Source organism: Rurimicrobium arvi, from assembly GCF_039540495.1.
GTDB lineage: Bacteria > Bacteroidota > Bacteroidia > Chitinophagales > Chitinophagaceae > Rurimicrobium > Rurimicrobium arvi.
In genome coordinates this window covers 1,092,791-1,114,166 of the sequence record NZ_BAABEZ010000022.1, presented here as the reverse complement: position 1 = coordinate 1,114,166, position 21,376 = coordinate 1,092,791, and the positions used below count along the sequence as shown (strand labels likewise).

The 21,376-nt window shown below is 41.6% G+C and carries 22 protein-coding genes; 7 read left to right on the top strand and 15 right to left on the bottom strand.

The window, feature by feature from the left end:
- Nucleotides 1-215: 215 nt before the first annotated feature.
- Both mgtA and ABD846_RS11665 read right to left on the bottom strand, forming a co-directional pair.
- A complete protein-coding gene (gene mgtA / locus ABD846_RS11670) occupies nt 216-2,762 on the bottom strand; it encodes a magnesium-translocating P-type ATPase (RefSeq protein WP_344827069.1) in 2,547 nt (848 codons plus the stop codon).
- 360 nt (nt 2,763-3,122) lie between these two features.
- On the bottom strand, nt 3,123-3,344 hold the full coding sequence (locus tag ABD846_RS11665; protein ID WP_344827065.1) for a hypothetical protein: 222 nt from the start codon (nt 3,342-3,344) through the stop codon (nt 3,123-3,125).
- Nucleotides 3,345-4,077: 733 nt separating this feature from the next.
- Here ABD846_RS11665 and ABD846_RS11660 point away from each other — a divergent pair.
- Nucleotides 4,078-4,821 (top strand): fatty acid desaturase, encoded by a 744-nt coding sequence (locus tag ABD846_RS11660; RefSeq protein ID WP_344827062.1) that lies wholly within the window; start codon nt 4,078-4,080, stop codon nt 4,819-4,821.
- Nucleotides 4,822-5,600: 779 nt separating this feature from the next.
- On the opposite strand, the gene ABD846_RS14770 is transcribed toward ABD846_RS11660, so the two are convergent.
- The 4 genes from ABD846_RS14770 to ABD846_RS11645 all read right to left on the bottom strand — a co-directional run bounded on the left by ABD846_RS14770 (nt 5,601) and on the right by ABD846_RS11645 (nt 7,251).
- The gene (locus ABD846_RS14770; protein ID WP_425568039.1) at nt 5,601-5,849 is read right to left on the bottom strand and encodes a hypothetical protein; all 249 of its coding nucleotides are present in this window, start codon (nt 5,847-5,849) and stop codon (nt 5,601-5,603) included.
- Between the two features lie 104 nt (nt 5,850-5,953).
- The gene (locus ABD846_RS11655; RefSeq protein WP_344827059.1) at nt 5,954-6,220 is read right to left on the bottom strand and encodes an RNA recognition motif domain-containing protein; all 267 of its coding nucleotides are present in this window, start codon (nt 6,218-6,220) and stop codon (nt 5,954-5,956) included.
- A 153-nt stretch (nt 6,221-6,373) separates the two neighbouring features.
- Entirely contained in the window at nt 6,374-6,592 is a 219-nt protein-coding gene (locus tag ABD846_RS11650) for a hypothetical protein (protein ID WP_344827057.1), read from the bottom strand.
- Nucleotides 6,593-6,690: 98 nt separating this feature from the next.
- Entirely contained in the window at nt 6,691-7,251 is a 561-nt protein-coding gene (locus tag ABD846_RS11645) for a helix-turn-helix domain-containing protein (RefSeq protein ID WP_344827053.1), read from the bottom strand.
- Between the two features lie 657 nt (nt 7,252-7,908).
- On the opposite strand from ABD846_RS11645, the gene ABD846_RS11640 reads away from it, so the two are divergent.
- Genes ABD846_RS11640 through ABD846_RS14765 form a run of 3 tightly spaced genes read left to right on the top strand, consistent with a single transcriptional unit; the run spans nt 7,909 to nt 9,467 of the window.
- Nucleotides 7,909-8,637 (top strand): porin family protein, encoded by a 729-nt coding sequence (locus ABD846_RS11640; RefSeq protein ID WP_344827050.1) that lies wholly within the window; start codon nt 7,909-7,911, stop codon nt 8,635-8,637.
- Nucleotides 8,638-8,670: 33 nt separating this feature from the next.
- Nucleotides 8,671-8,835 (top strand): hypothetical protein, encoded by a 165-nt coding sequence (locus ABD846_RS11635; protein WP_344827047.1) that lies wholly within the window; start codon nt 8,671-8,673, stop codon nt 8,833-8,835.
- Nucleotides 8,835-9,467: a TMEM175 family protein gene (locus tag ABD846_RS14765; protein ID WP_425568038.1), complete on the top strand. Its 633-nt coding sequence runs from the start codon at nt 8,835-8,837 to the stop codon at nt 9,465-9,467. The genes ABD846_RS11635 and ABD846_RS14765 overlap by 1 nt, the downstream gene beginning before the upstream one ends.
- Nucleotides 9,468-10,068: 601 nt before the next feature.
- On the opposite strand, the gene ABD846_RS11625 is transcribed toward ABD846_RS14765, so the two are convergent.
- From ABD846_RS11625 to ABD846_RS11585, 9 genes are all read right to left on the bottom strand, one after another.
- Entirely contained in the window at nt 10,069-11,484 is a 1,416-nt protein-coding gene (locus tag ABD846_RS11625) for a hypothetical protein (RefSeq protein ID WP_344827042.1), read from the bottom strand.
- Nucleotides 11,485-11,627: 143 nt separating this feature from the next.
- Nucleotides 11,628-13,355 (bottom strand): ATP-dependent nuclease, encoded by a 1,728-nt coding sequence (locus ABD846_RS11620; protein ID WP_344827038.1) that lies wholly within the window; start codon nt 13,353-13,355, stop codon nt 11,628-11,630.
- Nucleotides 13,356-13,637: 282 nt separating this feature from the next.
- Nucleotides 13,638-14,327, bottom strand: a complete 690-nt coding sequence (locus ABD846_RS11615; RefSeq protein WP_344827035.1) for a hypothetical protein — start codon at nt 14,325-14,327, stop codon at nt 13,638-13,640.
- Nucleotides 14,328-14,614: 287 nt separating this feature from the next.
- Nucleotides 14,615-15,775, bottom strand: coding sequence for a hypothetical protein (locus ABD846_RS11610; protein ID WP_344827032.1), 1,161 nt, complete (start codon nt 15,773-15,775; stop codon nt 14,615-14,617).
- Nucleotides 15,762-16,289, bottom strand: coding sequence for an RNA polymerase sigma factor (locus ABD846_RS11605; RefSeq protein ID WP_344827029.1), 528 nt, complete (start codon nt 16,287-16,289; stop codon nt 15,762-15,764). The genes ABD846_RS11610 and ABD846_RS11605 overlap by 14 nt, the downstream gene beginning before the upstream one ends.
- Before the next feature lie 99 nt (nt 16,290-16,388).
- The gene (locus tag ABD846_RS11600; protein WP_344827026.1) at nt 16,389-16,817 is read right to left on the bottom strand and encodes a hypothetical protein; all 429 of its coding nucleotides are present in this window, start codon (nt 16,815-16,817) and stop codon (nt 16,389-16,391) included.
- A gap of 65 nt (nt 16,818-16,882) precedes the next feature.
- Nucleotides 16,883-17,203: a hypothetical protein gene (locus tag ABD846_RS11595; RefSeq protein ID WP_344827023.1), complete on the bottom strand. Its 321-nt coding sequence runs from the start codon at nt 17,201-17,203 to the stop codon at nt 16,883-16,885.
- A gap of 5 nt (nt 17,204-17,208) precedes the next feature.
- Nucleotides 17,209-18,027, bottom strand: coding sequence for a choice-of-anchor J domain-containing protein (locus tag ABD846_RS11590; protein WP_344827020.1), 819 nt, complete (start codon nt 18,025-18,027; stop codon nt 17,209-17,211).
- A gap of 126 nt (nt 18,028-18,153) precedes the next feature.
- Nucleotides 18,154-18,315 carry a hypothetical protein gene (locus ABD846_RS11585; protein WP_344827017.1) on the bottom strand — a complete coding sequence of 54 codons (162 nt, stop codon included), beginning with the start codon at nt 18,313-18,315 and terminating at the stop codon, nt 18,154-18,156.
- Between ABD846_RS11585 and ABD846_RS11580 the strand changes: the two genes are divergently transcribed.
- Genes ABD846_RS11580 through ABD846_RS11570 form a run of 3 tightly spaced genes read left to right on the top strand, consistent with a single transcriptional unit; the run spans nt 18,314 to nt 21,375 of the window.
- Nucleotides 18,314-19,318: an aldo/keto reductase gene (locus ABD846_RS11580; protein WP_344827014.1), complete on the top strand. Its 1,005-nt coding sequence runs from the start codon at nt 18,314-18,316 to the stop codon at nt 19,316-19,318. The two genes, ABD846_RS11585 and ABD846_RS11580, sit on opposite strands and share 2 nt — an antisense overlap.
- A gap of 9 nt (nt 19,319-19,327) precedes the next feature.
- A complete protein-coding gene (locus tag ABD846_RS11575) occupies nt 19,328-20,218 on the top strand; it encodes a helix-turn-helix domain-containing protein (protein WP_344827011.1) in 891 nt (296 codons plus the stop codon).
- A gap of 59 nt (nt 20,219-20,277) precedes the next feature.
- Nucleotides 20,278-21,375 carry a TraB/GumN family protein gene (locus ABD846_RS11570; RefSeq protein WP_344827007.1) on the top strand — a complete coding sequence of 366 codons (1,098 nt, stop codon included), beginning with the start codon at nt 20,278-20,280 and terminating at the stop codon, nt 21,373-21,375.
- Nucleotide 21,376: the final 1 nt, after the last annotated feature.

The window sequence follows — 21,376 nt, the reverse complement described above, 5'->3', positions numbered from 1 at the left end:
CTTAGAAGGTGTTGTCGAAAACTAATTTTCTTAAGTCTTCCAAAAAATGGTTCGAAAATTGTCCCGACAGGACGACTTTTCTAAAATTTTAGAAAAACGGATAAAATTTTATCCGTTTTTCTATTTTAAGCCTGATTACCTAATCCCGCAGTGTATAATCTTTGCCCTGACTGACAACACACTTGGCTCGCACCATATGCACGCATCGTCACTTGCTAATATGCACTTATTTTCATTTTCTTATAGAACCACTGTTTGGTGATTTCTGCCGAAATAATATAAAAGGTAACGATAATAAACATCCAACCGTAGTATTTAAGCGGTAATGGGACAAAAGCAAACAAAGTAGCAAATGGTAGATAGGGTAATGTTATCACGGTTAAAATAATTGTACAGGTAGCAATGCTTAAATACTTCCCTGGCAAACTCTTAAAAAATGGCAATCTTGTTCGCATTACCAAAACGATCAAAGCGGCCGAGATAACTGATTCCACAAACCAGCCCGTCTGAAAAATCTTTTCGTCTGCTTTTAAAATATAATGCAGTATGCCAAAAGTGAAAAAGTCAAAAACTGAACTGAGAAGCCCAAAAACAATCATAAACTTCCGGATAAATTTAATATCCCACTTATGCGGTTTCGCTACGGCAGTATTGTCTACCCGGTCTGTAGCAATAGTCATCTCCGGAAAGTCGGTCAGGAGGTTAGTAAGAAGGATTTGTTTCGGCAATAATGGTAAAAAGGGAAGAAGTAAAGATGCTCCTGCCATACTAAACATATTGCCGAAATTCGCACTGGTAGCCATGAAAACATACTTCATGGTATTAGTAAATGTCTTTCGCCCTTCGACTATTCCAGTAATCAGAACATTTAAATTCGGGGTTAGCAGCACAATATCGGCAGCTTCTTTAGCTACGTCAACAGCTGTATTTACCGATATGCCGACATCAGCAGCATGCAATGCAGGTGCGTCATTTATGCCATCCCCCATAAAGCCAACCACATTGCCTGATTTTTTCAGGAACAGAATAATGCGTTCTTTCTGGTTGGGTTCTACTTCGGCGAAAATATCTGTTTTAGATACAGCATGTATTAGAGCGCGATCACTCATTTCACGCATCTGCCATCCGGTAAGGATTTTCGCGTCGTTAATACCAATTTGTTGTGCCAGACTTTCGGCAACGAGCGCATTGTCGCCGGTGATCAGCTTAAGTTGGACTCCTAATTCATGCAGATTTTGAATTGTTTGTTGTGCGTCCTTCTTCGGTGGATCGAACAACGTAATGAATCCCAAGAATACCATGCTGGTTTCATCATCCCTTGTAATATCTTTGTCGTCGTTAGTTAACTTATAAGCCAGTCCTAATACTCTTAAACCCGCCGCGCTAAGTTTCTTATACTGTGCGTTAATAGCATCCAGCTTGTCTTGAAGTGGTAATACATTGCCGTTGGCTATTTCAGCACTATCACATACGGAAATTATATTATTTAAAGCTCCTTTTGTAACGGTGAAATTTGCACCATTTTTTCTTAACTGTATAGATAGTCGTTTTCGGATAAAATCATAGGGTATTTCAGATTGTACATGGTATCCCTGAAGATCACCTTGAAAATCTACCCGGATCGCTTCGTCGATAGGATTTTTGAAACCCTGTTGCAACGATGCATTTAGCCATGCATAAAGCCGTGTTTTTTCAGAATGGTTGCCGTCTAAATCCAAAGCATCTTTTACTGCAACTTTACCTTCCGTGATCGTACCTGTTTTGTCAGAACAAAGAATATTCATGCTTCCAAAATTTTCTATGGAAGAAATGCGTTTTACGATTACTTGTCGGGCTGCCATTGCCCGTGCACCTACCGATAGATTAACGCTAATGATAGCTGGAAGTAATTGTGGCGTAAGACCAACAGCGAGGGCCAGCGAGAATAAAAAGGAATCGAGAGCAGGTTTATGCAATAGCATATTGATAGCAAATATCACGATCACCAATACTAAAGTTATCTCCATAAGCATGTAGCCAAACTGGCGTATGCCATGCTCGAAGTCTGTCTCTGGCATTTTCCTCTGGAGCTGCTCTGAGATCTTTCCGAACTCAGTTCGTATACCCGTTCGGACGATAAGGGCTTTAGCTCTGCCACTAATAACATTTGAGCCCATAAACAATACATTACTGCGTTGCGATAAGGGGGCATCAATAGCTACAATGCCAATATTTTTCTCAACTGGATAGGTTTCTCCGGTAAATGCAGCTTCGTCAATGAATAATTCCTTAGACTCCAAAATGAGGCTGTCTCCGGGAATGATATCACCGGGAGCAAGAAGGATAATATCACCGGGTACTGCCAGTTCGCCGGGGATTTCAATCTGTTGGCAATTACGTATAACGTTGTATTTTATCTGCACCAACTTCCGCAACTCATCCACCGCATTTGCTGCACCACGTTCCTGCCAGAAGCCCAGCATGCCACTGATAATTATGATGAATAGTATAATGATTGCATCGCTGAAATCGCCAAGCACCATAGACAGTAATGCTGCTGCAATCAGCATAATGCTGATAGGGCTTTTAAATTGCTGAAGTAGCAAAACAAATGTTAATGATCTTGAGCGTTTCTGGAAAGTATTAAGTCCGTATTGTTTTAAACGATTTTCAGCCTCATCGTCAGACAACCCGTTTTCAGAGGATTCAAGGGTCTTAATAACCTCCTCGGCCCGTAGGCTCCAGAAATGGTCAATTGGGTTAGTAAAATGTTTATTGTTCATTCCGGATTGCTATTTCGCAAGCTAATTTTATTCTATGTTATAGCTCTGAATCTCTTGTCTTCAATTTTTATGTCCACGAAGCCATATAGTTTTCTTTTTCCATCGTACTTATTACTGAATTCGCTTTACTAAACTGTTTAAGAGCGCGGTAGCCTCTTTCTCAAAAGTATCAAGCGGCATGTTTTCGATATATCTATGTTTATTTATTCGGTTTTAAAATGCTTAAGCGTGAGAAAAGTTTTTATGCCTCATTTGTACTGTTTTTTTGCACAAAGAAAACAGACAGAGGGAAGCTGCCTCTGTCTGTTCTGCACTGTTGTTTTCACGGTATAAACGAGAAAGGTTACTATTCCGGGAGAATTAGTTTTTCTGGCTATTATGGATTATATCAATCACTTCTTCGCGCTTTTTGTTCAGTTTTTTTTCAACCCGCGTAAGCAATTCGTGCTCTTTCCCTTCTTCAAACTTCAGGTCTGATTCCGTAAGTGTTGGAAATTTGCTCTGAAGCTTCTTTGCCTGCTCAGTCCAATCACCTTTAATAGTGAGCACTTGTTTACTTTGCTCTTTATTTGTGTCCATCATTCTGTAATTTTATTTGCAACGGAATTGTTACAATGCAAAGGTGATAGTATTAAATACATTTTTCCTTACACTCTTCGCCGACCAGCTTACAGAGATCATAGATTTTCGAGATTCTGTTCTCGCCTTCTCTTTATCCTTATGTAGAAGGTAGGTGTAGAGCCGCCGCAACCTACTATTTTGCCGAAATTGGTACATTACCATTATCAAAACTACAATTGTAAACAGATTCATTCAGCTACTTTAGTAACATTTTTATCATGATAGGTTTGGCAGGCGATGAATAGAGCTAAAAAAGCAAAACAATTTTTTCTCGCAATATATTTGCTTTGCTTTAATGGAAAGACAATTATGGGGCCGGATAAGCCTCCTTGTTTGTGTTGAGTATACGAGATACGATTATTATGCGTATCCATGTTTAGAGGTTAATTGTTTGTCCTACTTTTAAGATTTAGTGTGTAGATACTATCGTTAACACCATTAATTCTGGATTGTGCTTACGCAGAAAGTAATAGTGCTATAGACGTACCTCATTGATGGATATGGGTTGGCAACCAAGGCTTGCTATTGTTTCAGAGATTGTGTAGCTTTCCTTATTGAGCAGCCAAATGTCATTTGATAATGTCACAGGAATGTGGTATCTTCACTCTGTCTTCTTGTAACGATCGCGTCCGTTTCTTCTTTATTTCCGATCTGAATAATTGAGATTTTCCTACGTCTTTCTAAATTCTCAATTATGGGTATTCTTATTTTTTTTATTCTACATTGGTATACTTCGCTTTTTTTTCAATCGGTGTTTCATCACAGGTATGCTGCTCATAGTATGTTTACTATGTCGCGCACTTGGGAGCGGTGTTTCTATATCGGCTGTTTCATTACACAGGGCTCTTCTTATATTAGTGCCTACACATACGGGTTGATGCATCGCCTGCATCATGCACATACTGATAAGGTAGGTGATCCGCATTCTCCGTATAACGAGCCTAATGCCATCCGTCTGATGTGGTTGACCCGTAAAAATTATCAGAATTTGCATACTGGAAAATTGGGTACAGATGATAAGTATAAGAAGAACCTGCCGGAATGGGTGCGCTTCGATATAATTGCCCACAGCGGCCTGTCTCGGATAAGCTGGGTGTTTATCTATGCGATAATCTATTCTTGGCTTACTACAGCATGGTGGCAATGGATGCTTTTCCCGTTTACTGTAGCGATGGGGTCGCTGCAGGGTGTAATCGTTAATTGGTGGGCACATAAATTCGGTTATGAGAATTTTGATATTGCCGACACTTCCAAGAATATTCTTCCGATAGATTTAATTTTCTGGGGAGAAGCTTACCATAATAATCACCATAAACACCCAAGTAACCCGAATAATGCTGCAAGATGGTTTGAATGGGATATGGGTTTTCAGACCATGCGCCTCCTGAACTTTTTCCATATTATTAAACTACCTAAGTACCGCTCGACGAGCGCCTAGATTTTTCTAATTCCTGCCAACATAACTATTGCGGTAAAAGTTAGTGCTTATAATGATTTTTCATCTCTCAAATTATGCTATGTCTTCCGACAAAAAGAATTCGCTTTATCTCAGCAGAGATAAAAGTCACTTGACTGATCAGGTTGGGCATCCGCTTTTCGAAAAATCACATAATGAAATCGGGATCTTCTACCAACCTGTAGGCGTAGAATCGCCTGCATACAAACGCATCTGTACGAAAACTGCTCCGCTTAAGGTGTGTACGGTTTGGGAGAACAACTATGAATGTATTATTTGGGATGATGTGGATGTATGCACCCATTGGGATCTTATGTCGGTGGGTTACGCCGATATAAGTTAAGTCCGGGATAAGAAGGAAACCTCCGCTAGCTTACGAAGTAGTACTAAACTTACCAGGGCTAGTTTAATCTGAACGGTAAGCATTTTCGCAGATATATTAAGAATGTACTCGTATTTTGAGATTCGAGGAAATAGGAAGCGTAACTGGTATGTAATGACCTGAGGAGGGAAGCTGGCATTCAATCTTACAGTGTGGCAAATTTACTTACAATAAATAGTAATGGATAATTTTAATGGAGTATCGAAAGGGGTTCGCAGAAGAAGAAGAAGGTTGCTTCTTCATCAGGCAATCAAATATTTTGTGATTTACGCTTTGGGATTTATCTCATGCTTGCTTTGCCAGTACCTCATCTTCATGCGGAGATGAGGATGAAAAGTTGAACGTATACGATAGCTCTCCGCAAGTTTCACCAGCTGAATTATTGTAAAAAGCCGTGGTCTATTTCCCAGACCCTTAGAAAATGATTCATGAAATTAATTTCGTTTAATGCTCTAACCGCATTTTTCCCCTGTTCCATCTCTGGCATATCGACATAAGCCGAGCCTAGCGATTTCCCATTTTTGTCCCTGCAAATCGTTACCTCAGTAATGCCCCCGAATACTATGAACAGACAATACAATTCGCGTTCATCCAATGCCTCCGGTAAGTTCTCCACATATAGTCTCATACCTTATAAATTAAAACATGCGCAATCGTTTTTCTGGTCAGTGGTGATTAAGTTTTTATTGCCAGTTTTCTGGTATTCGAAGAGTAATTATAAAAGCATTCGCTTCAGTATAATTCGCGTGAATCACGATAGCCCGACGTTGCCTCACTAACTTCGAGGTTCAGATTCTTATACTTTTTATTGTCCAGCGATGCTATAGCCCTGAGCCCTTCATCTTTACATTCCATATCCACAAAGCCAAATCCTTTGGACTTGTGGTTTTCTTTTCCCATTATGATTCTTACTGAATTCACTTCGCCGAATTTTGTGAAGAGTGCGGTGATCTCTTTCTCAGAAGTATTAGGAGACATGTTTCCGATATATATGTTCATTTGTTTTAATTTAAGCGATAAAGCTTGCTGAAGCCCTCGACGCATCATTGAGTTATTTTTGAAAGAAAAACAGACAGAGTGAAAATGCTCTGTCTGTTTTATATTGTTTTTTGTTTTCACCGTATGAACCAGAAAGGTTGTTGCTTTCCGGGATTACTGGGTTTGACTGTTGTGGATGATATCAATGACTTCCTCCCGCTTTTTATTTAGTTTGTTTTCAACCCGCGTAAGCAATTCGTGCTCTTTTCCTTCTTCAAACTTCAGGTCTGATTCCGTAAGTGTTGGAAATTTGCTCTGAAGCTTCTTTGCTTGCTCAGTCCAATCGCCTTTAATAGTGAGCACTTGCTTACTTTGTTCTTTATTGGTGTCCATGATTCTTTAACTTTTTTTGCAACGGAATTGTTACAATGCAAAGGTGATAGTATTAAAGACATTTTTCCTTACACCCTTTGCCGTCCAGCTTACAGATATCATAGATTTTCGAGATTCTGCTCTCGCCTTCTCTTTATCCTTTTGTAGAAGGTAGGTGTTAGTCCTGTTGTTTTTTTAAACTGATTAGATAGATGGGCGACACTGCTGTAGTGCATCATGTAAGCAATTTCCGTCAGCGTTTGCTCGTTATACAACAGTAATTCCTTCACTCGCTCAATTTTATGCAAGATGATAAACTGCTGGATAGTGATGCCTTTCACTTCCGAAAAGATGCCTGATATGTACGCATAATCGTAACCCATTTTTTCACTGATGAATACTGAGTAATTTTCCTGAGGAAGTTCTTCGCTATGGTGGATCATATCAATAATGACATTTTTTACTTTTTCTATCAGAATATTCTTTTTATCTTCCAATAATTCCAGCCCCAATGTGCGTAATCCTGCACTTAGTTCGTCGTGCTGTTTCTGCGACAAGGGCAAATATGTATCTATTACACCAAGCTCTATAGAGGAAATGCCTATTCCTATTTTGCTTAGCAATTGCTCAACCATCATTTTGCATCGAAGGCTAACCATGTATTTTATATACCATTTCATAGTTGGGATTTTTTTAAAAGAGTCTTTAATTGGCGAAGGGCGGGGGGTGAAATTCGCGGACTAAAATTTAGTTCCACCCCGGGTACTGCCTAGCTAATGTCCTTAAGGAAGCGGGCTATGCAAGTAATGTATATGCTTTGCGTTCACGGTTACCGGAGGCGACGCAAACTCTGGATATTGGACCTGGTCTACAGAAAAGTAACTTGTTTCAGGAACGGTTTCAACAATGGATAAAATGCATTTATGAGGAATGATGTCCGGCAAAATGGGAAGCAGATCGTTGCCTGACCAAAGTTGTGCGTTTTAGTAAACCCTCATGACCAAATCAAAATCTCTCATAGAGCATGAAGCAATCCGCAAAACCGGTAGGCTACTAAAGGTAGCCTTTTTTGATTGGAATTTCAGGGGTATATGTTATTAATAATGATCAAATTTTTAAGTAGAGAGTACCGCTATCACTTTGTCGGCGCAGGACGACGTAAGGGGAAATTGCCTTCTTTTTGGAACATTGTGCTTCAAGTGTGTAACGAATGCTTTCCTTTTCCAAGGGATCTTTGCTAAACAATTGGGTGGATCTTAAGTATACCAAGCGATTTGGCTTTTCCAACCAGAATATCTGTTATGTTAATTAGAAGTAAAGAGGTTTAAATTGATAAAATGAAAACTATGAAGAATAAATTTAGTTACCTATTAGTCGTAATGGCTTTACCGGCATTACAGGCTGTCGCTCAGGAAAGAGTGGAGTACCGGACAGAAAGATCCTTACCGCTGAAGTTTGGAGTTAAGGCAGGACTGAATGTGGCAAATATTACCATTGATAATAGTGGGCAGGTGCAAAACAAGCAAGCCATTGCCTCCTTTAATGCGGGTGTGTATGGCGATTTGGCATTGCTTCCTATATTGTCGATTCAACCTGGTCTTTCGGTGAGCGGTAAAGGTTCAAAGTTTGTTCTTGGTGAAGAGGGTAGTAATAATTACACGCGCGTAAGTACCAGACCCGTATACGTTGAACTGCCTGTTAACTTACTTCTGAAATTACCCCTTATAAAAAGGGTGAAACTTTTCTTTGGTGCGGGTCCGTATTTCGCTATGGGAGTCGGGGGGAGAAATAAAGTCGACGGTAAAGCTTTGGGTCAGACATTTTCAAGTACCTCTAAAATCAAGTATAGTAGCAATAGTACCCAGCACAGCGCAACCACTTACGAAGGTAACTTCAAGCTTTTTGACGCGGGATTCAATATCCTTGGTGGCATAGAGATCAGCCGCCTAACGCTTAACGCCGGTTATGGTTATGGTGTGGTAAATACCAAACCCGGTACCGAAAACGGAGTAAATAACAAATATCAAAACCGAGTCGTAACGATTCAGCTGGGACTTCTTTTGTAAAAAAAATTAATCACTGAGTAAAGTAAAACTGAAATGATGGATGAAAATGAGAAAATGGAAAAAATGCATCAGATTGACATATCCGGCTTGGTCGGTACTGCGCTTGAGGCCAAAATTTTTAGAGAGTTGGAAGATATTCGGATGCGTCTGGCTCGTCTGGAACAGGAATTAGAGAAACTTAAAAAGGAGAGAAAATAATGTTATCTCAACCAATAGAGCGTGCGAAGCTACTCGACATAAAAAGGATACAAATGCTCACCGATGCAATTTTTGCAGTCGCAATGACCATATTGATACTAGAATTAAAGATTCCAAGTGGCTTGAGTACAGCGAATGTTTCTTCTGAGTTTTTCACGCACACAATTTGGCAATTGGGATTTTACTTTTTTAGTTTTGTTATTTTGGGTATATTCTGGACCGGATCGCATTTTCATCATCACCTGATAACGGAAACAGACCGAGTAAGTAGCTGGATGAATATATTTTTTTTGATGTTTATTTGCATCATCCCTTTTTCCGCAGGATTCATCAATCATTACAGACATGAGCGGCTTAGCATAATTTTTTATGCCCTCAATCTCATTATGGCTAGCCTATTTAATCTATTAATGTTGGCTTACGCATGGAAGCGAAAGTACATTCAGCCGTATGTTTCCAAAGCCGATTTTAATAATGCTCGGCAAAGAATACTATTCCCTATTTACATCTATGTTTTGGTGATTGCGGTTAGTTTTGTTTCAACTCGTATTGCCATACTCCTTTTTTTCACTCCAATATTGTTGCACTTGATTCCCGAAACGATTAATAAAAAGCAAGTCAGAGGTTGCTAAAAAGATGGCTGTCATGATCCCGATCTTAATACTTTGCAGATTCCCAAATAGATGCTTTTTTTGATTCAATACAGTAATGGTTATCCAACTACAAGATAACTATCACTGACCACTATGAATTAATTAATCGCTCAAATACGGATTAGTTTACCACTGATTACTTCTTTAAATCATTAGTGCTTTTTACAAAATTATGTATTTCAATTAGTTTGCTTAATAAAGAGTTCGAAATCTGTCCAGTTGCCGCGACCAAATCCGGATAAGCCCGCGCGATAGCGTGGGTTTTTTGTTGGTGCCCGTTCAGTTTGTTTTAGTCTATTAATGCTGTAATACGCTACCGTAAAGATTTGATGGAGTTCGAATCCTGTAGTCTGTGCTATCGTTTAATTAAGATGTTTACTAAATTGAAAAGCATTGGCGATATGACGGTAATTCATTGTTCGTCTACTAGACACCGATGCTGAATAAATGTACAAATGTTCAATGATTATTTTATCGCTAAATAGCGTTCGGTCACGCTGGAACAATCGCTGATTGGCGATTTGCTGCTGATTGTTTTGCTTCGCCTCGCCATATTGCCAAAGCAATGTTAGCTGCAGGCTTATACTCCACGAACTTCATACAATTGTGTCAACTTTGTATTGATTGCCGCAGATATATTGTACCACTCAGATATTGACAAGCCTTTTATTGGCCTTAGTGTAAAGAGTTCTGCATCACGGTAAGATTTCATTTCTACATCTGTGTCATTACAAATAGTTGTCGGAGTCTTGCCAAGAATTACTTTTTCAACAAAAGTATTTTTGAAACAAATACCGAGGTCTTTGAAGAAACCTCTTCCATTCTCAAGATGAGGGATAAAAACTTCTTTAAGATTTGGCTGCTGATAAGCTTCTGCTATAATAATATCTATTTCGCTTAACACTTGCTCAGTTATAGTATTCTCGTCAGGCAGATTTGATGACCGCAAGAGTTCTGCTATATCAAACTTTTTGCTTTGTCTATATATTGGAGCATAGTTTTCCAATAGCAAAAAATATATAAATCCATGTTCATTGTTGTCCAACATTGACTGACATCGTTTTCCCCAAGCTTTAAATTTTTCGTCTTTAACTGGAATATTTTTTACTAAGTTGTTCGGCAAGTTCAAAGTAAGAGTTGCGATAGCGGAAGAAATATGAAAGGCCTCAATGAAATCGCTGATATGTAAAATGTTTGCAGCAAGGTGAACAGCCACATTGTAAAGTGCCAAGTCTTGATTATAAAGTAGTTTTAAAAGCGTTTCATTGCCATAATATTTTACTTGGAATGGCTGTTCTGTTTCGCTTAGTTGAGAAATGTATGCCATGTGCCATTTTACCTCCTCAGAAGTAGAATTAGTTTCTAGCAATGACGCAATAGAAATAGGCATTCTCATTAAAGGGACATTGTCAAAGGATTTAAAATGAACAAAAGGAATCGGTTGCGTTTCATCAGAAATCCCCTGTGCATCAAATTTAATTCCCGATGTCGTTGTCCATTGCCAACGTCTATCCATTCTGTCCACAGGGGTATAGTTATATTCTTCTGTATAATAATCTGCGTAAAAAAGCTGATTCTCTTGATTTTTATATTTAATAATTGTTTTAAAGTTTGCTATATCTCCTTGCAGCCTAATATTTGCGGATTTTAAGTATTCAAGAATGAGTCTTTGTCCCCATAAAGTAGCTACGTGGTCAACATAGTGCCGAATCTCATGAAAAAGTGTCTTTATGTGTTCAATATTAGCAGAGGTAAATGGATTAGCTCTGATTTTAAGTAAATCAGCTTCTGCTATATCTTCAAGATAAATGTAAAATGTAGCAGGGTCGTATGACGCTACAACTCTTTTTAGAGTTGGGAATAATTTTCCAATCTGTTTTAATCTAGGCATAAAATGGGTCTGAATGCTTGCTGCTAACGTTAAATCATTGGCGATGTGGTAATATTTGAAAGTCGTCAGACCGTAACCGCAGCTAAATTTATTACTAAAACTCATTGTTATTCTGTTGCTCGACGTTATCCGTCAGCCGAAATCGACGCTGAGTAGCGAACAAAAAGCTAAGAACATATTCGTCGCCCCGCCATATTGCCAATGCAATGTTAGTTGTATGCCGTTTGCATCTATTCATTATGTTTTAATTAAAAACTTACGCATTCTTCAATTCCTCCAATAACTTTCTTGACTTCTAAATCTATTTCGTTAACCTGCAGATTTGACGCTAACTTAATCGGACTTAAAGAAACCTTGAAATTATCTTGTGTCCACGAACTTAAAATAGAAATCAAATCCTTTCCACACACTCTATTGTTGAGAGAATCAATTCTCGATTTTGCAAGTCTTCTTGCACTTGAAATTCCATGTTTTCTATCTTCCTTTTGAATTCCATCCGCTAGTTTGTCAATTAAATCATCTTCCATTTCTTTAGCTTTTTCAGAAATTACATTTTCAATATCAGCTACTGTCAAATGAGAAGCTTTCTTACTTTCTTCTTTTAAGATGCGTAAGATTGTTGTCGGTATAATTAAATAGTTTTCAATTTCTTTCTTTGCCCAAATATGAATATTGACTTTTACCTTTTTTGCTTCTGCCAAACGAGCCGAAACTTCAGTTTCTGTGTGATAGTCGGAATCAAATAAGCAATAAATGTTTACATTATAATCTACTGTTTCCTTTAGAAGCATGCTGCTTCCTTTGGCATGATTCCATCCTCCCCATCCACCAATGTCAAAATTAGGAATAGAGTCAAATGTTTCATTTGTATTTGGATATAAGACATTTTGAAGACGTTTTAAAATTGCAATGTCTTCTCCTTCGACAATTAATAGTTTTTTAGAAGCCCAGAGCTTTGTGAGTTGGAGATTGTGTATACTTCCAATCGAATTTAGTATTCCTTGTACTACAGGAACTTTATTTGCATAAACAGATTTACTTTTCTGTTTGTCAATAATTAGAATATTATTTGGTTCAACCTCAGAAATAATTTCAATCGAATGTGTTGAAACAATTACATATTTGTACCGACTTCTTAATAGTCGTATTAGTTTTCTCTGTAAATCTGGATGCATGTAAACATCTGGCTCATCAAGAATGATAATTTCGTTTTCATTTACTCTAGAAAGAAACCACATAATTTGCAACCACATTTGTAACCCAGAGCCCATCCATCCAACTTCAGAAACAAAACTTCCATCTTGAATTAAAAGGGATAATTTGTCATTGCTACCTTGTTGCCCGTTTCTTCCATCAAAAGTTCGTATTCTTAATCCGCTCCATGATTGTTCGGCTAATTCAGTAAATTTTGGATAACTCTCATATAATAGTGCTAACTGATTCCGAAAATGTCGAGATGCTAAATCTGTAGCCAAATTTTGTCTAATATAATCCCGTCCTAAAATAGTTTCTTCTTTTTCTATTAAACCAATCTGTGGCAAGATGTTTACCTGAGGAATATTAAGAAGATTTGCTGCTCCTTTGGTAATGACATACTCACTTCTATTATTTTGAAGTGTACAAAAAAGTTCGGCATTATTTCCAATATATACTGTTACTATCAGCTTGCTTGAGAAAGTTGCCGTTATCACACTTGGGGCATCGCCATAATTGTGAAAAAGGTTTTCAGTATTAAATCCAAAACTCTTCAATGAAGGAGTTATCCCTTTTGCTATTAAAGGCAAATCAAGCCAGCTGGGATGTGATTGATATGATACAGAACCGAATCTACTAGTAGCCAAAGAAACTAGTCTTAAAGCTTCGATTAAAGTAGATTTCCCTGCGTTATTTTTGCCAACTACTATGGAAAAGTTCCTCAACTCAATTTCGTGTTCGTCATAACAACGATAATTTTCTATTTTAATCTTGTCAAGCATTTATAGAAGTTGTAATTTGTTTAGGTATCCATATACGGTTGCAGCTAACGTTCAGGGTTTGGCGATGTGGCTGTCTTTGAAGAACCCTCAGCCCGTAACCGAAGCTAAATTTATAAATAATGTTCATTGTTTATTCTATTGCCAAGCGTTGTTTGTCGGCCGTAACTGAAGCTGTATAGCGAACGGAATGACGAGTATTTGCAGGTCGCCCCGCCATATTGCCAATGCAATACTAGCAGCAGTTTTTATTTATATTTATTTCCACTGTCCTTGCAATGTTTTTTACTTTGGGGTAGCTGCTGTTAACGGCTGTATTTTCTTATTCTTGAGTTCAATTTTCAAAGTTTTTTTAGTGTCCTTGTCCAATTCGTAAGATAATTTCAAAATATTATTTTCTAAAGTCATTTCGTCAAACTGATGCTGTGGAATAATTCCGGTTAGATTTTCTTTAAAAGGAACTTTCAATGTTCTCTTGCTATCGACGTAGTAAATAATTATGTTGTCTGATTTGTTAGATAAATAAACAATAAAGTCAAAGTTATATTTGTGTGCGTGTTCCCATTTTATATCTGTGTCAATACAAATGAGTTGGTCAAACTCTTTTAATTTTTTGCCATTGGCTTTGTCAATGAGAGTGTAAGTGCACGGTCCGTTCGCTGGACAACCACTTCTAAAAAGTAAGCTCTCCTTAAATTCTTTTATCAAATGATACCCGAGTCTATATGTAAGGTTGTACAATTCGACTTCTACTTCGTCAATTACAAACTTTTGTCCGCTTGAGTTTTCAAGTGTCAGCCAAATACGGTCGCAGTTGTATTGCCAATAAAGTTTGGAGTTATTTTTGAATGTAGTTGTGTCGCAAGAAACTGTCGCGCCATTCATTAAAGTGTCTTTATCGCAAAAGCACTGCTTAATCTGTCCAAAGGTCGGAAGGGTAAAGAGTAATAATATGATCGTTAAGTGTCGTGCCATAATAGCCGCTAATTCAAAAATAAGCGTTATAATATTATTTTAAAAATATCATATTGCATAATTCGCTTATCTGCCAATTACTTTTAAACAATGTGTAGACGATTGATACGTGTAACCCACTGAATTTTGTTTGGGATTGACGATGTGGTTCAAATGTGTCCGGTCGCTCCGACCAAAAATCCGGAAACACCCGCACGATAGCGTTTTGTTAGACGTTAGCAGGAAACCTGGGTCTTACCATAACGATCAATAAAAGCACTCCTGCACAGCGGGTGAGGGTTTTTCCACTACTCATGAAACACATAATTAAACCCTACGTTCACTCCGGAATTGCGGATTTCCTGACGGTTTACGTACATGTAGGTGGAGAGTCCCTGGCGATACTGTATATGCAATGCAAGTCGCTTCCCGACGGTATAAGCGGCATTGCCCGTCATGCCTGCGTCCCAGTTGCCCAGCGACTGCTTTTCCTGCAACAGATTGTTGCTGACCACAGCGGGGTCTATATGTGCTTCGTCTTTTAAAGAAACAGAGGGGTTCAGATTACGGTACAGACTGAAGCCGCAACTCAGCGACAGTTTGCGCGTGATGCGATAGCCCAGCGCCGGTGTGATGCCCGCAGCATATACGTTGTTCCCATATTGTACATCCACCGGTTTGTTGCTTAGTGAATTGGCCGTGCCTAAGTTGGCAGTGATGGCCGGGTATTCGTTTCTTTCCACATAATTCACTGCAGTGGACGCAACGGCTACCGTTCCTTCTGCATAGAGCTTTTCGGTAATGCGCTGGTGTACTACGAGGCCCAGCTGGTAGCGGCCACTACCTACGTTTGCTTTTCCCAGCTGAGCTGCCACGCCCAGCGTAAATGCGGCGGACTCGTCTTTATCCGGGGAATATTCACGCCCGGTGTGCTGCAGGGTAGGGACTGGCTGTGCAGTTGCAAACGCACGCATGTCCCATGTTGGTTTCAGTGTGTCGATGTCTGTGGCTGTTACCGGGTTTACAGGGTTCAGATTGTCCTTCGCCGGCTGTTCGTTGCCGGTTGTTGTAGTCGCTTGTGCCGGAGACTGCGTGTGCTGCAATATCCGCGGTGCTGCCTGTACCAACGGCTGCGCAATAGTAACCGGTGCCTGTACTGCTTGTGCCTGTTGTGGTGTCTGATGTTTGTACTTAGGCTGACTCACCGTAATAACGCCTGGGACATTATTGTTCTTGCGGTCTTCTGCTACATAATACAGCACACCACCCAGTGCCGTCAGCAGTAAGACAGAGGCGGCGATCCGGAAGCGCTTGTGCGAAGGCAGCAGCAGCAGCAGAGCTTTCTTTCTGTCTTTTTGCGCAGGTTTATCCATTGCCAGCCTGACGCGTTCCCAGGATGCTTCAGAGGGCACAAACTCCTGTTTGTCCAGGGAGTCTTTCATCCATTGTTCCAACTCATCTCTGTTCATAGGATACTTTTTGAAGTTCTGATTGTTGCGTCATCATTGCTTTGAGCTGTTTGCGCGCCTGGTGCAGTAAGAGGTAAGTATGATTTTCGGTGATGTTCAGCAGCGCCGCTACTTCCTTATAGGTATATGCTTCAAACACGATCAGGTTGAAGACGAGTTTCTGCCGGTCTGCCAGAGCGGTAATCATACGAAGCAGATCTTCGGCAGACGTTTTGCTGATAAATTCATTTTCCACGTAGTTGTGTGCTTCCCAGGACGGATCTTCGGGATCGACGCTTTCCGTAATCACCTGCGATTGTGCGTGATGGGCTCTCAGCCTGTCGATACAAAGCCGTACCATGATCTTCCGGATCCAGCCTTCAAATGATCCGAGATACTGATAGGTATGCAGTTGATCGAATATTTTCAGAAAGGCATCCTGCACCCATTGCTCCGCATCTTCCCGCGCAGGCGCATAGCGGATACCGATGCGCATCAACAGCGGATAATACGCATAATACAATGACTTTTGCATGAAGGGATTATTCTTCATGCATCCGTCAATCATGGTATGTAGCGATGGTTGTTCTATGGTTGCTTCTTGTGTTTACAAAGATGATGTCAGCTGTATGAATCAAGGTACCCTGAGGATATAAACCGAGGTATCCGGTGACGCATTTCCGATGGTTTCTTCCGCCTGTTTTGTTCCGAAAAGATAGGTGCCTTTTGTTTCGGGCGTAAAATACACCAGTGTCTTCAAACCGGAAGCCTGCAGGCAGTTGCACTGCTCGTCTCCTGAAGGACTCACCGTCACTGTCGCGCCAACCTGAACGTAATTGTCACGCATATCAACGATACGGCCTTCCACGCTGCGGATACATGCATTGTCGGGTTGCGCTATCGTGAGTACGATGGCAGCAGTATCACCCGCTGCAATCCTATCCGGTCCGGTGATGGATTGTATCGTTGCAGGAGCTGTTGTTTCCGTACCGGCACACAGCTGTTTTTTATTGCAGGAGCCGATTGCCAGTACCGCTAACAGGATGGGGATGATTGTTTTCATACATCGGTTTCTTTTGCCTGAGTCTGTAGTCCCGGATGCCTGCCGTTGGCGGCTTTCGTGTCTGCTTACCATACGCAGTTAATGGTGATCACTCCTTCGTTTTCGTGGTACATATTGCAGATATACACCGGTAGGGTGCTGCAGTAGCTCGTTTCGCTGAAGGTAACATTCACGGCTGATCCGCTTACATAATATTGCAGTATCTCACTGTTGCATACCAGATAATCTTTCTTCAGGTAGCGTATATAGGTCCCCGTACAATCTTTAACGACGGTGACCGGTCCGGAATAGCCGCCGTCTGATACACACCGGTAATCTTTCTTTTTATTGCAGCCGCTGCCGCATATCGCGGCAAAGATCAGGCTGGCGGATAGTATTTTCTTCATGGTATTTATTGTTTAGTGATGGAGACTACACCTTTTTTCTGTTGTTCGTCCGTCAGCACGAGCATGTAGCTGCCGGAAGGAATGCGGGACAGATCCGCTACCGGTTCAAAGCGCTGGCGCAGGATATTCCTGCCGCTTATGTCATAGAGTTCCATCCGGGTGAACGAAACGGACGAACGGATATGCAGGGACTGATTTGCCGGTAAGGGAAACACCGTGAAGTCCTCTCCGGCGCGATACCCATCGCGAATGGCCGTGGGGGTCGACGAACTGATCGCGAGATTATCGAAGCGGACATCCAGCCAGTTATTCACTGTATGGTATCTGAAAGCGATATAAGCGTCGCCGGTTACCGGAGGGATCGTTATATTGCCCGTCTTGTTCCACACGCGATCTGCAACGTACCGCGTATCGCGGAAGTCGTACAATAAAGTAACAGAGCTTGCCAGTGCGGGATCAGGATTGCCTGTAAGCAGGTAGAACGCTACTGTATCTCCGCTACCCGGCACGCCGAATCCGGAAAACTGATGTCGGATCGAATCGATCTTTCCGCCGTCGGGTAAGGAAAATGCCGGCGATACCAGCCAGTCGTCGGTAACGCTGCTGCCGCCCACCGGGTATCCGTGAAACAATGCGTGATTGCCTGCGTAGGGTGCATTGTCTACAGTCCATAAGTAGTAAGGGCTTGTGTCACCTTTGCGTATCGGCTTCCAGTCGATGGTTGTCATAGGGTCTTCAAAGCCGGTGAAGTAGGGCAGTGGAGTAGTCTGGGCCTGAGCGCCAAGGCTTGCGCAAACGGCAATAAGGGATAGGGTTTTGTTCATGTCGGTTTTTTTAAAAGGAATAGTAATAGTGTATACAAGGGCTTTACTATAAAGACGGAGGGCCGCATCCGTTTCTTAGCGAATCATTGGTATATTTTTTTGTTTCATACAAATGCCGTTCACGGTTTATGTGTTCATCCGTGCTGTTGCGGTGTTGATGCGGCTGTAATCAATAAGGTGTCGGGCGATGGGCTTTGGTCTCATGATCTCCCCGATTCCGTGATTTGCTGAACAGATACGGGGATTTGCATACATGCGCGCAATGATCTGTGCAGATCTTTGTTCCATGGAAATAAGGAATATAGCACTGGGAAGTCAGGGATTGACTGTTCCGGTAACAGGATTAGGCTGTATGGGAATGACCGGATTTCAGGATGGTCATATCTATGGTCCCGCCGATGAGCAGGAAGCGATAGCCACCATTCATCGTTCGCTTGAACTGGGCGGTAATTTTTTGGATACTGCAGACCTGTACGGCCCTTTCGAAAATGAAAAGCTTATCGCGAAGGCTATTAATGGCAAGCGCGATCAATTCATCATAGCGACCAAATTCGGTTGGGAGATCAATGACAGTAACCAGATCACCTGGGCAATCAACGGTAAGAAAGAATATGTGAAGAAGGCGGTCGAGCGCTCGCTGAAAAATCTGAACACCGACCACATCGATCTTTACTATATGCACCGCCTCGATAAAAATACGCCGATAGAGGAAACTGTCGGGGCGATGAGTGAGTTGGTGCAGGAAGGTAAGGTCAGCTATATCGGTTTATCAGAGGTGTCTTCGGAAACAGTAAGACGCGCCCACGCCGTGCATCCCGTTACTGCGGTGCAAAGCGAATATTCCCTCTTTGAACGGACAGTGGAAGAAAGAGGTGTGCTGCAAACCCTGCGGGATTCAGGAATTGGTTTCGTGGCTTATTCGCCTCTGGGTCGCGGCTTTCTTTCCGGACAGATCAAAAGCACAGACGATTTGCCGGAAAATGATTTCCGCCTCGGTATACCCCGGTTCCAGGGCGAGCACTTCCGCAAGAATATTGAATTGGTCCGCACCATTGAAGCAATGGCTGCGCAAAAAAACGTCACGTCCTCACAATTGGCGCTGGCCTGGATAATGAAGAAGGGTATAGTGCCGATTCCCGGAACGAAACGCCGTAAATACCTGGAGCAAAATATTGCAGCTGCTCAGATTGAAATGAGCGAGTCCGATATGCAGCAGTTGGAGCAGATTGTGCCTTTGGGAACGGATACCGGAGCGCCTTACGATGAATTCAGTATGGGTCTGATTGATTAATTTTATATGATGAACACCATTCATTCGCTGACGCAATTTCACCGCTTACTTTCTTTGCCGGAACCCAGGCATCCGCTGGTCAGCGTTATCGACCTGTCGGAGAGCATATTCCTCGAAGATGATATCTGGAACGGTTTTGTGAACAGGTTTTATTGCGTGGCACTGAAACGGGATGCTAAAGGTAAATTCCGCTACGGACAGCAGCATTATGACTACGATAAGGGTGTGCTGAGCTTTACCGCCCCCAATCAGGTGCAGCAGCTCGATCTGCAGCATATGGAATGCGGTTCCGGACTGCTGCTGATCTTTCATCCTGATTTTTTACTGGGGCATCCGCTGAATGCATCGATAAGCCGATACGGCTTTTTTGACTATGCCGTAAATGAAGCCCTCCATCTTTCCATTGAAGAAGAGGAAGACCTGATGCGGATCCTGCATAAAATATCTGAGGAGTGTACCCATATTGATAAACATACACAGGAGATCGTCATCACACAGATAGAACTGTTGTTGAATTACTCGATGCGCTTTTACGAAAGGCAGTTCATTACCCGGAAAAGCAGTAACCACCAGCTGCTCACCAGATTTGAACAGTTGCTGGACGAACATTTCAGCCAGTCTGCGTTCAGCGAATTGCTTACCGTGCGGCAGGTAGCTGCGCGCCTGAACCTGTCGCCTAATTACCTGAGTGATCTGCTACGGGTTCATACCGGTCAGAATACACAACAGCATATTCATGAAAAGCTGATCAGCAAAGCCAAAGAACTGCTGTCTGCAACCAGCCTTTCCGTCAGCGAGATTGCTTATGCATTGGGCTTTGAGCATGCACAGTCGTTCAGTACCTTGTTCCGGAAGAAAACCAATCTGTCTCCCCTGGAGTTCCGGACATCCTTCAATTAAAGGCCAAAGTACTTCCGTTACCGTCAGGAAAGGCGTATATTCGGAAACACATCATTGTTATGGCCTTCAACTTCTGGGGAAAGACCCGTGTGGTTTTTCTTTTTATGTTCGTCTTTCCTTATGCGCCCATCTATGCTCAGGGCAGGGTTTGTTTAAGTAATCGTTCAGGTGGGTTTGATAGCGGCTTCCCGCTCGCAGCGATGGACTCACTGCTGCATCCGGGCAACTGTGATGCGTTCTTTTATGGCGAAACACACACCCGGTATTTCGAACCGATGTTTAAACTTCATCTGGTAAAAATGCTCCACTCGGAACAGGGTGTCCGTGATGTATTTATGGAAATGGGATTTGCGCCGGCCGTCGTATTCAATAGGTTTCTTGAAACGGGCGACACTTCTTTGATAAACATAAAAGTACTGTACACCACACCGTATTATATGGAATTCTGGAAGCAGTTATACCGCTACAACAAAGTCCTGCCGGAGGACAAAAAGATCAGGATTCATGGTGTGGATTTTGAGGCTACCACTGCATTTTTTCACGCATTGCTCTTGCTGGTACCGGATCATGCGGAAATACCGGAAGCCCTGAATGCTACTTTCCGGAAGCTGCGGGCATATTCCGCTAAGGAAGCGATGAACCCAAAAGAGTTTACCGAAAGCGTGAAAGAAATAAAAAATGCCTTTCATGCCCATCAGGATCAAATCCCGAAACTATATGGGACTAATTACCGTATGGTCAATAAGATATTCGATAATGATATTACGATGACCGACAAGTTGCGGGACAAAAAAATGTACCGGCATATGCAAACCGTACTCACGGAAAATAATATCACCCGGTTCGTGGGCTTCTTCGGCGGGGATCATGTCAACTACGAATACAAGACTTCGTTGCCTGATCAGCTGATTGAGGGTGGAATGCTAAAAGACAAGATCCTGACTATTCGTGGTGTGTATTTTGATGCTTACGATAACTGGTCGCATGATACTGTGGAATGCATCGGTGTTTATGATGAAAAGGAGGGTCATGCCCTCCACGAACGTTACCGCGACAGCTCTTGCCGGGCAATACTTATTCCATCAGGTTTCAAAGATAACATCCTAAAAAATTCCGCCGACTTTTACCTGTTTGTCGATGATAAGGCCCGGCCGTGAA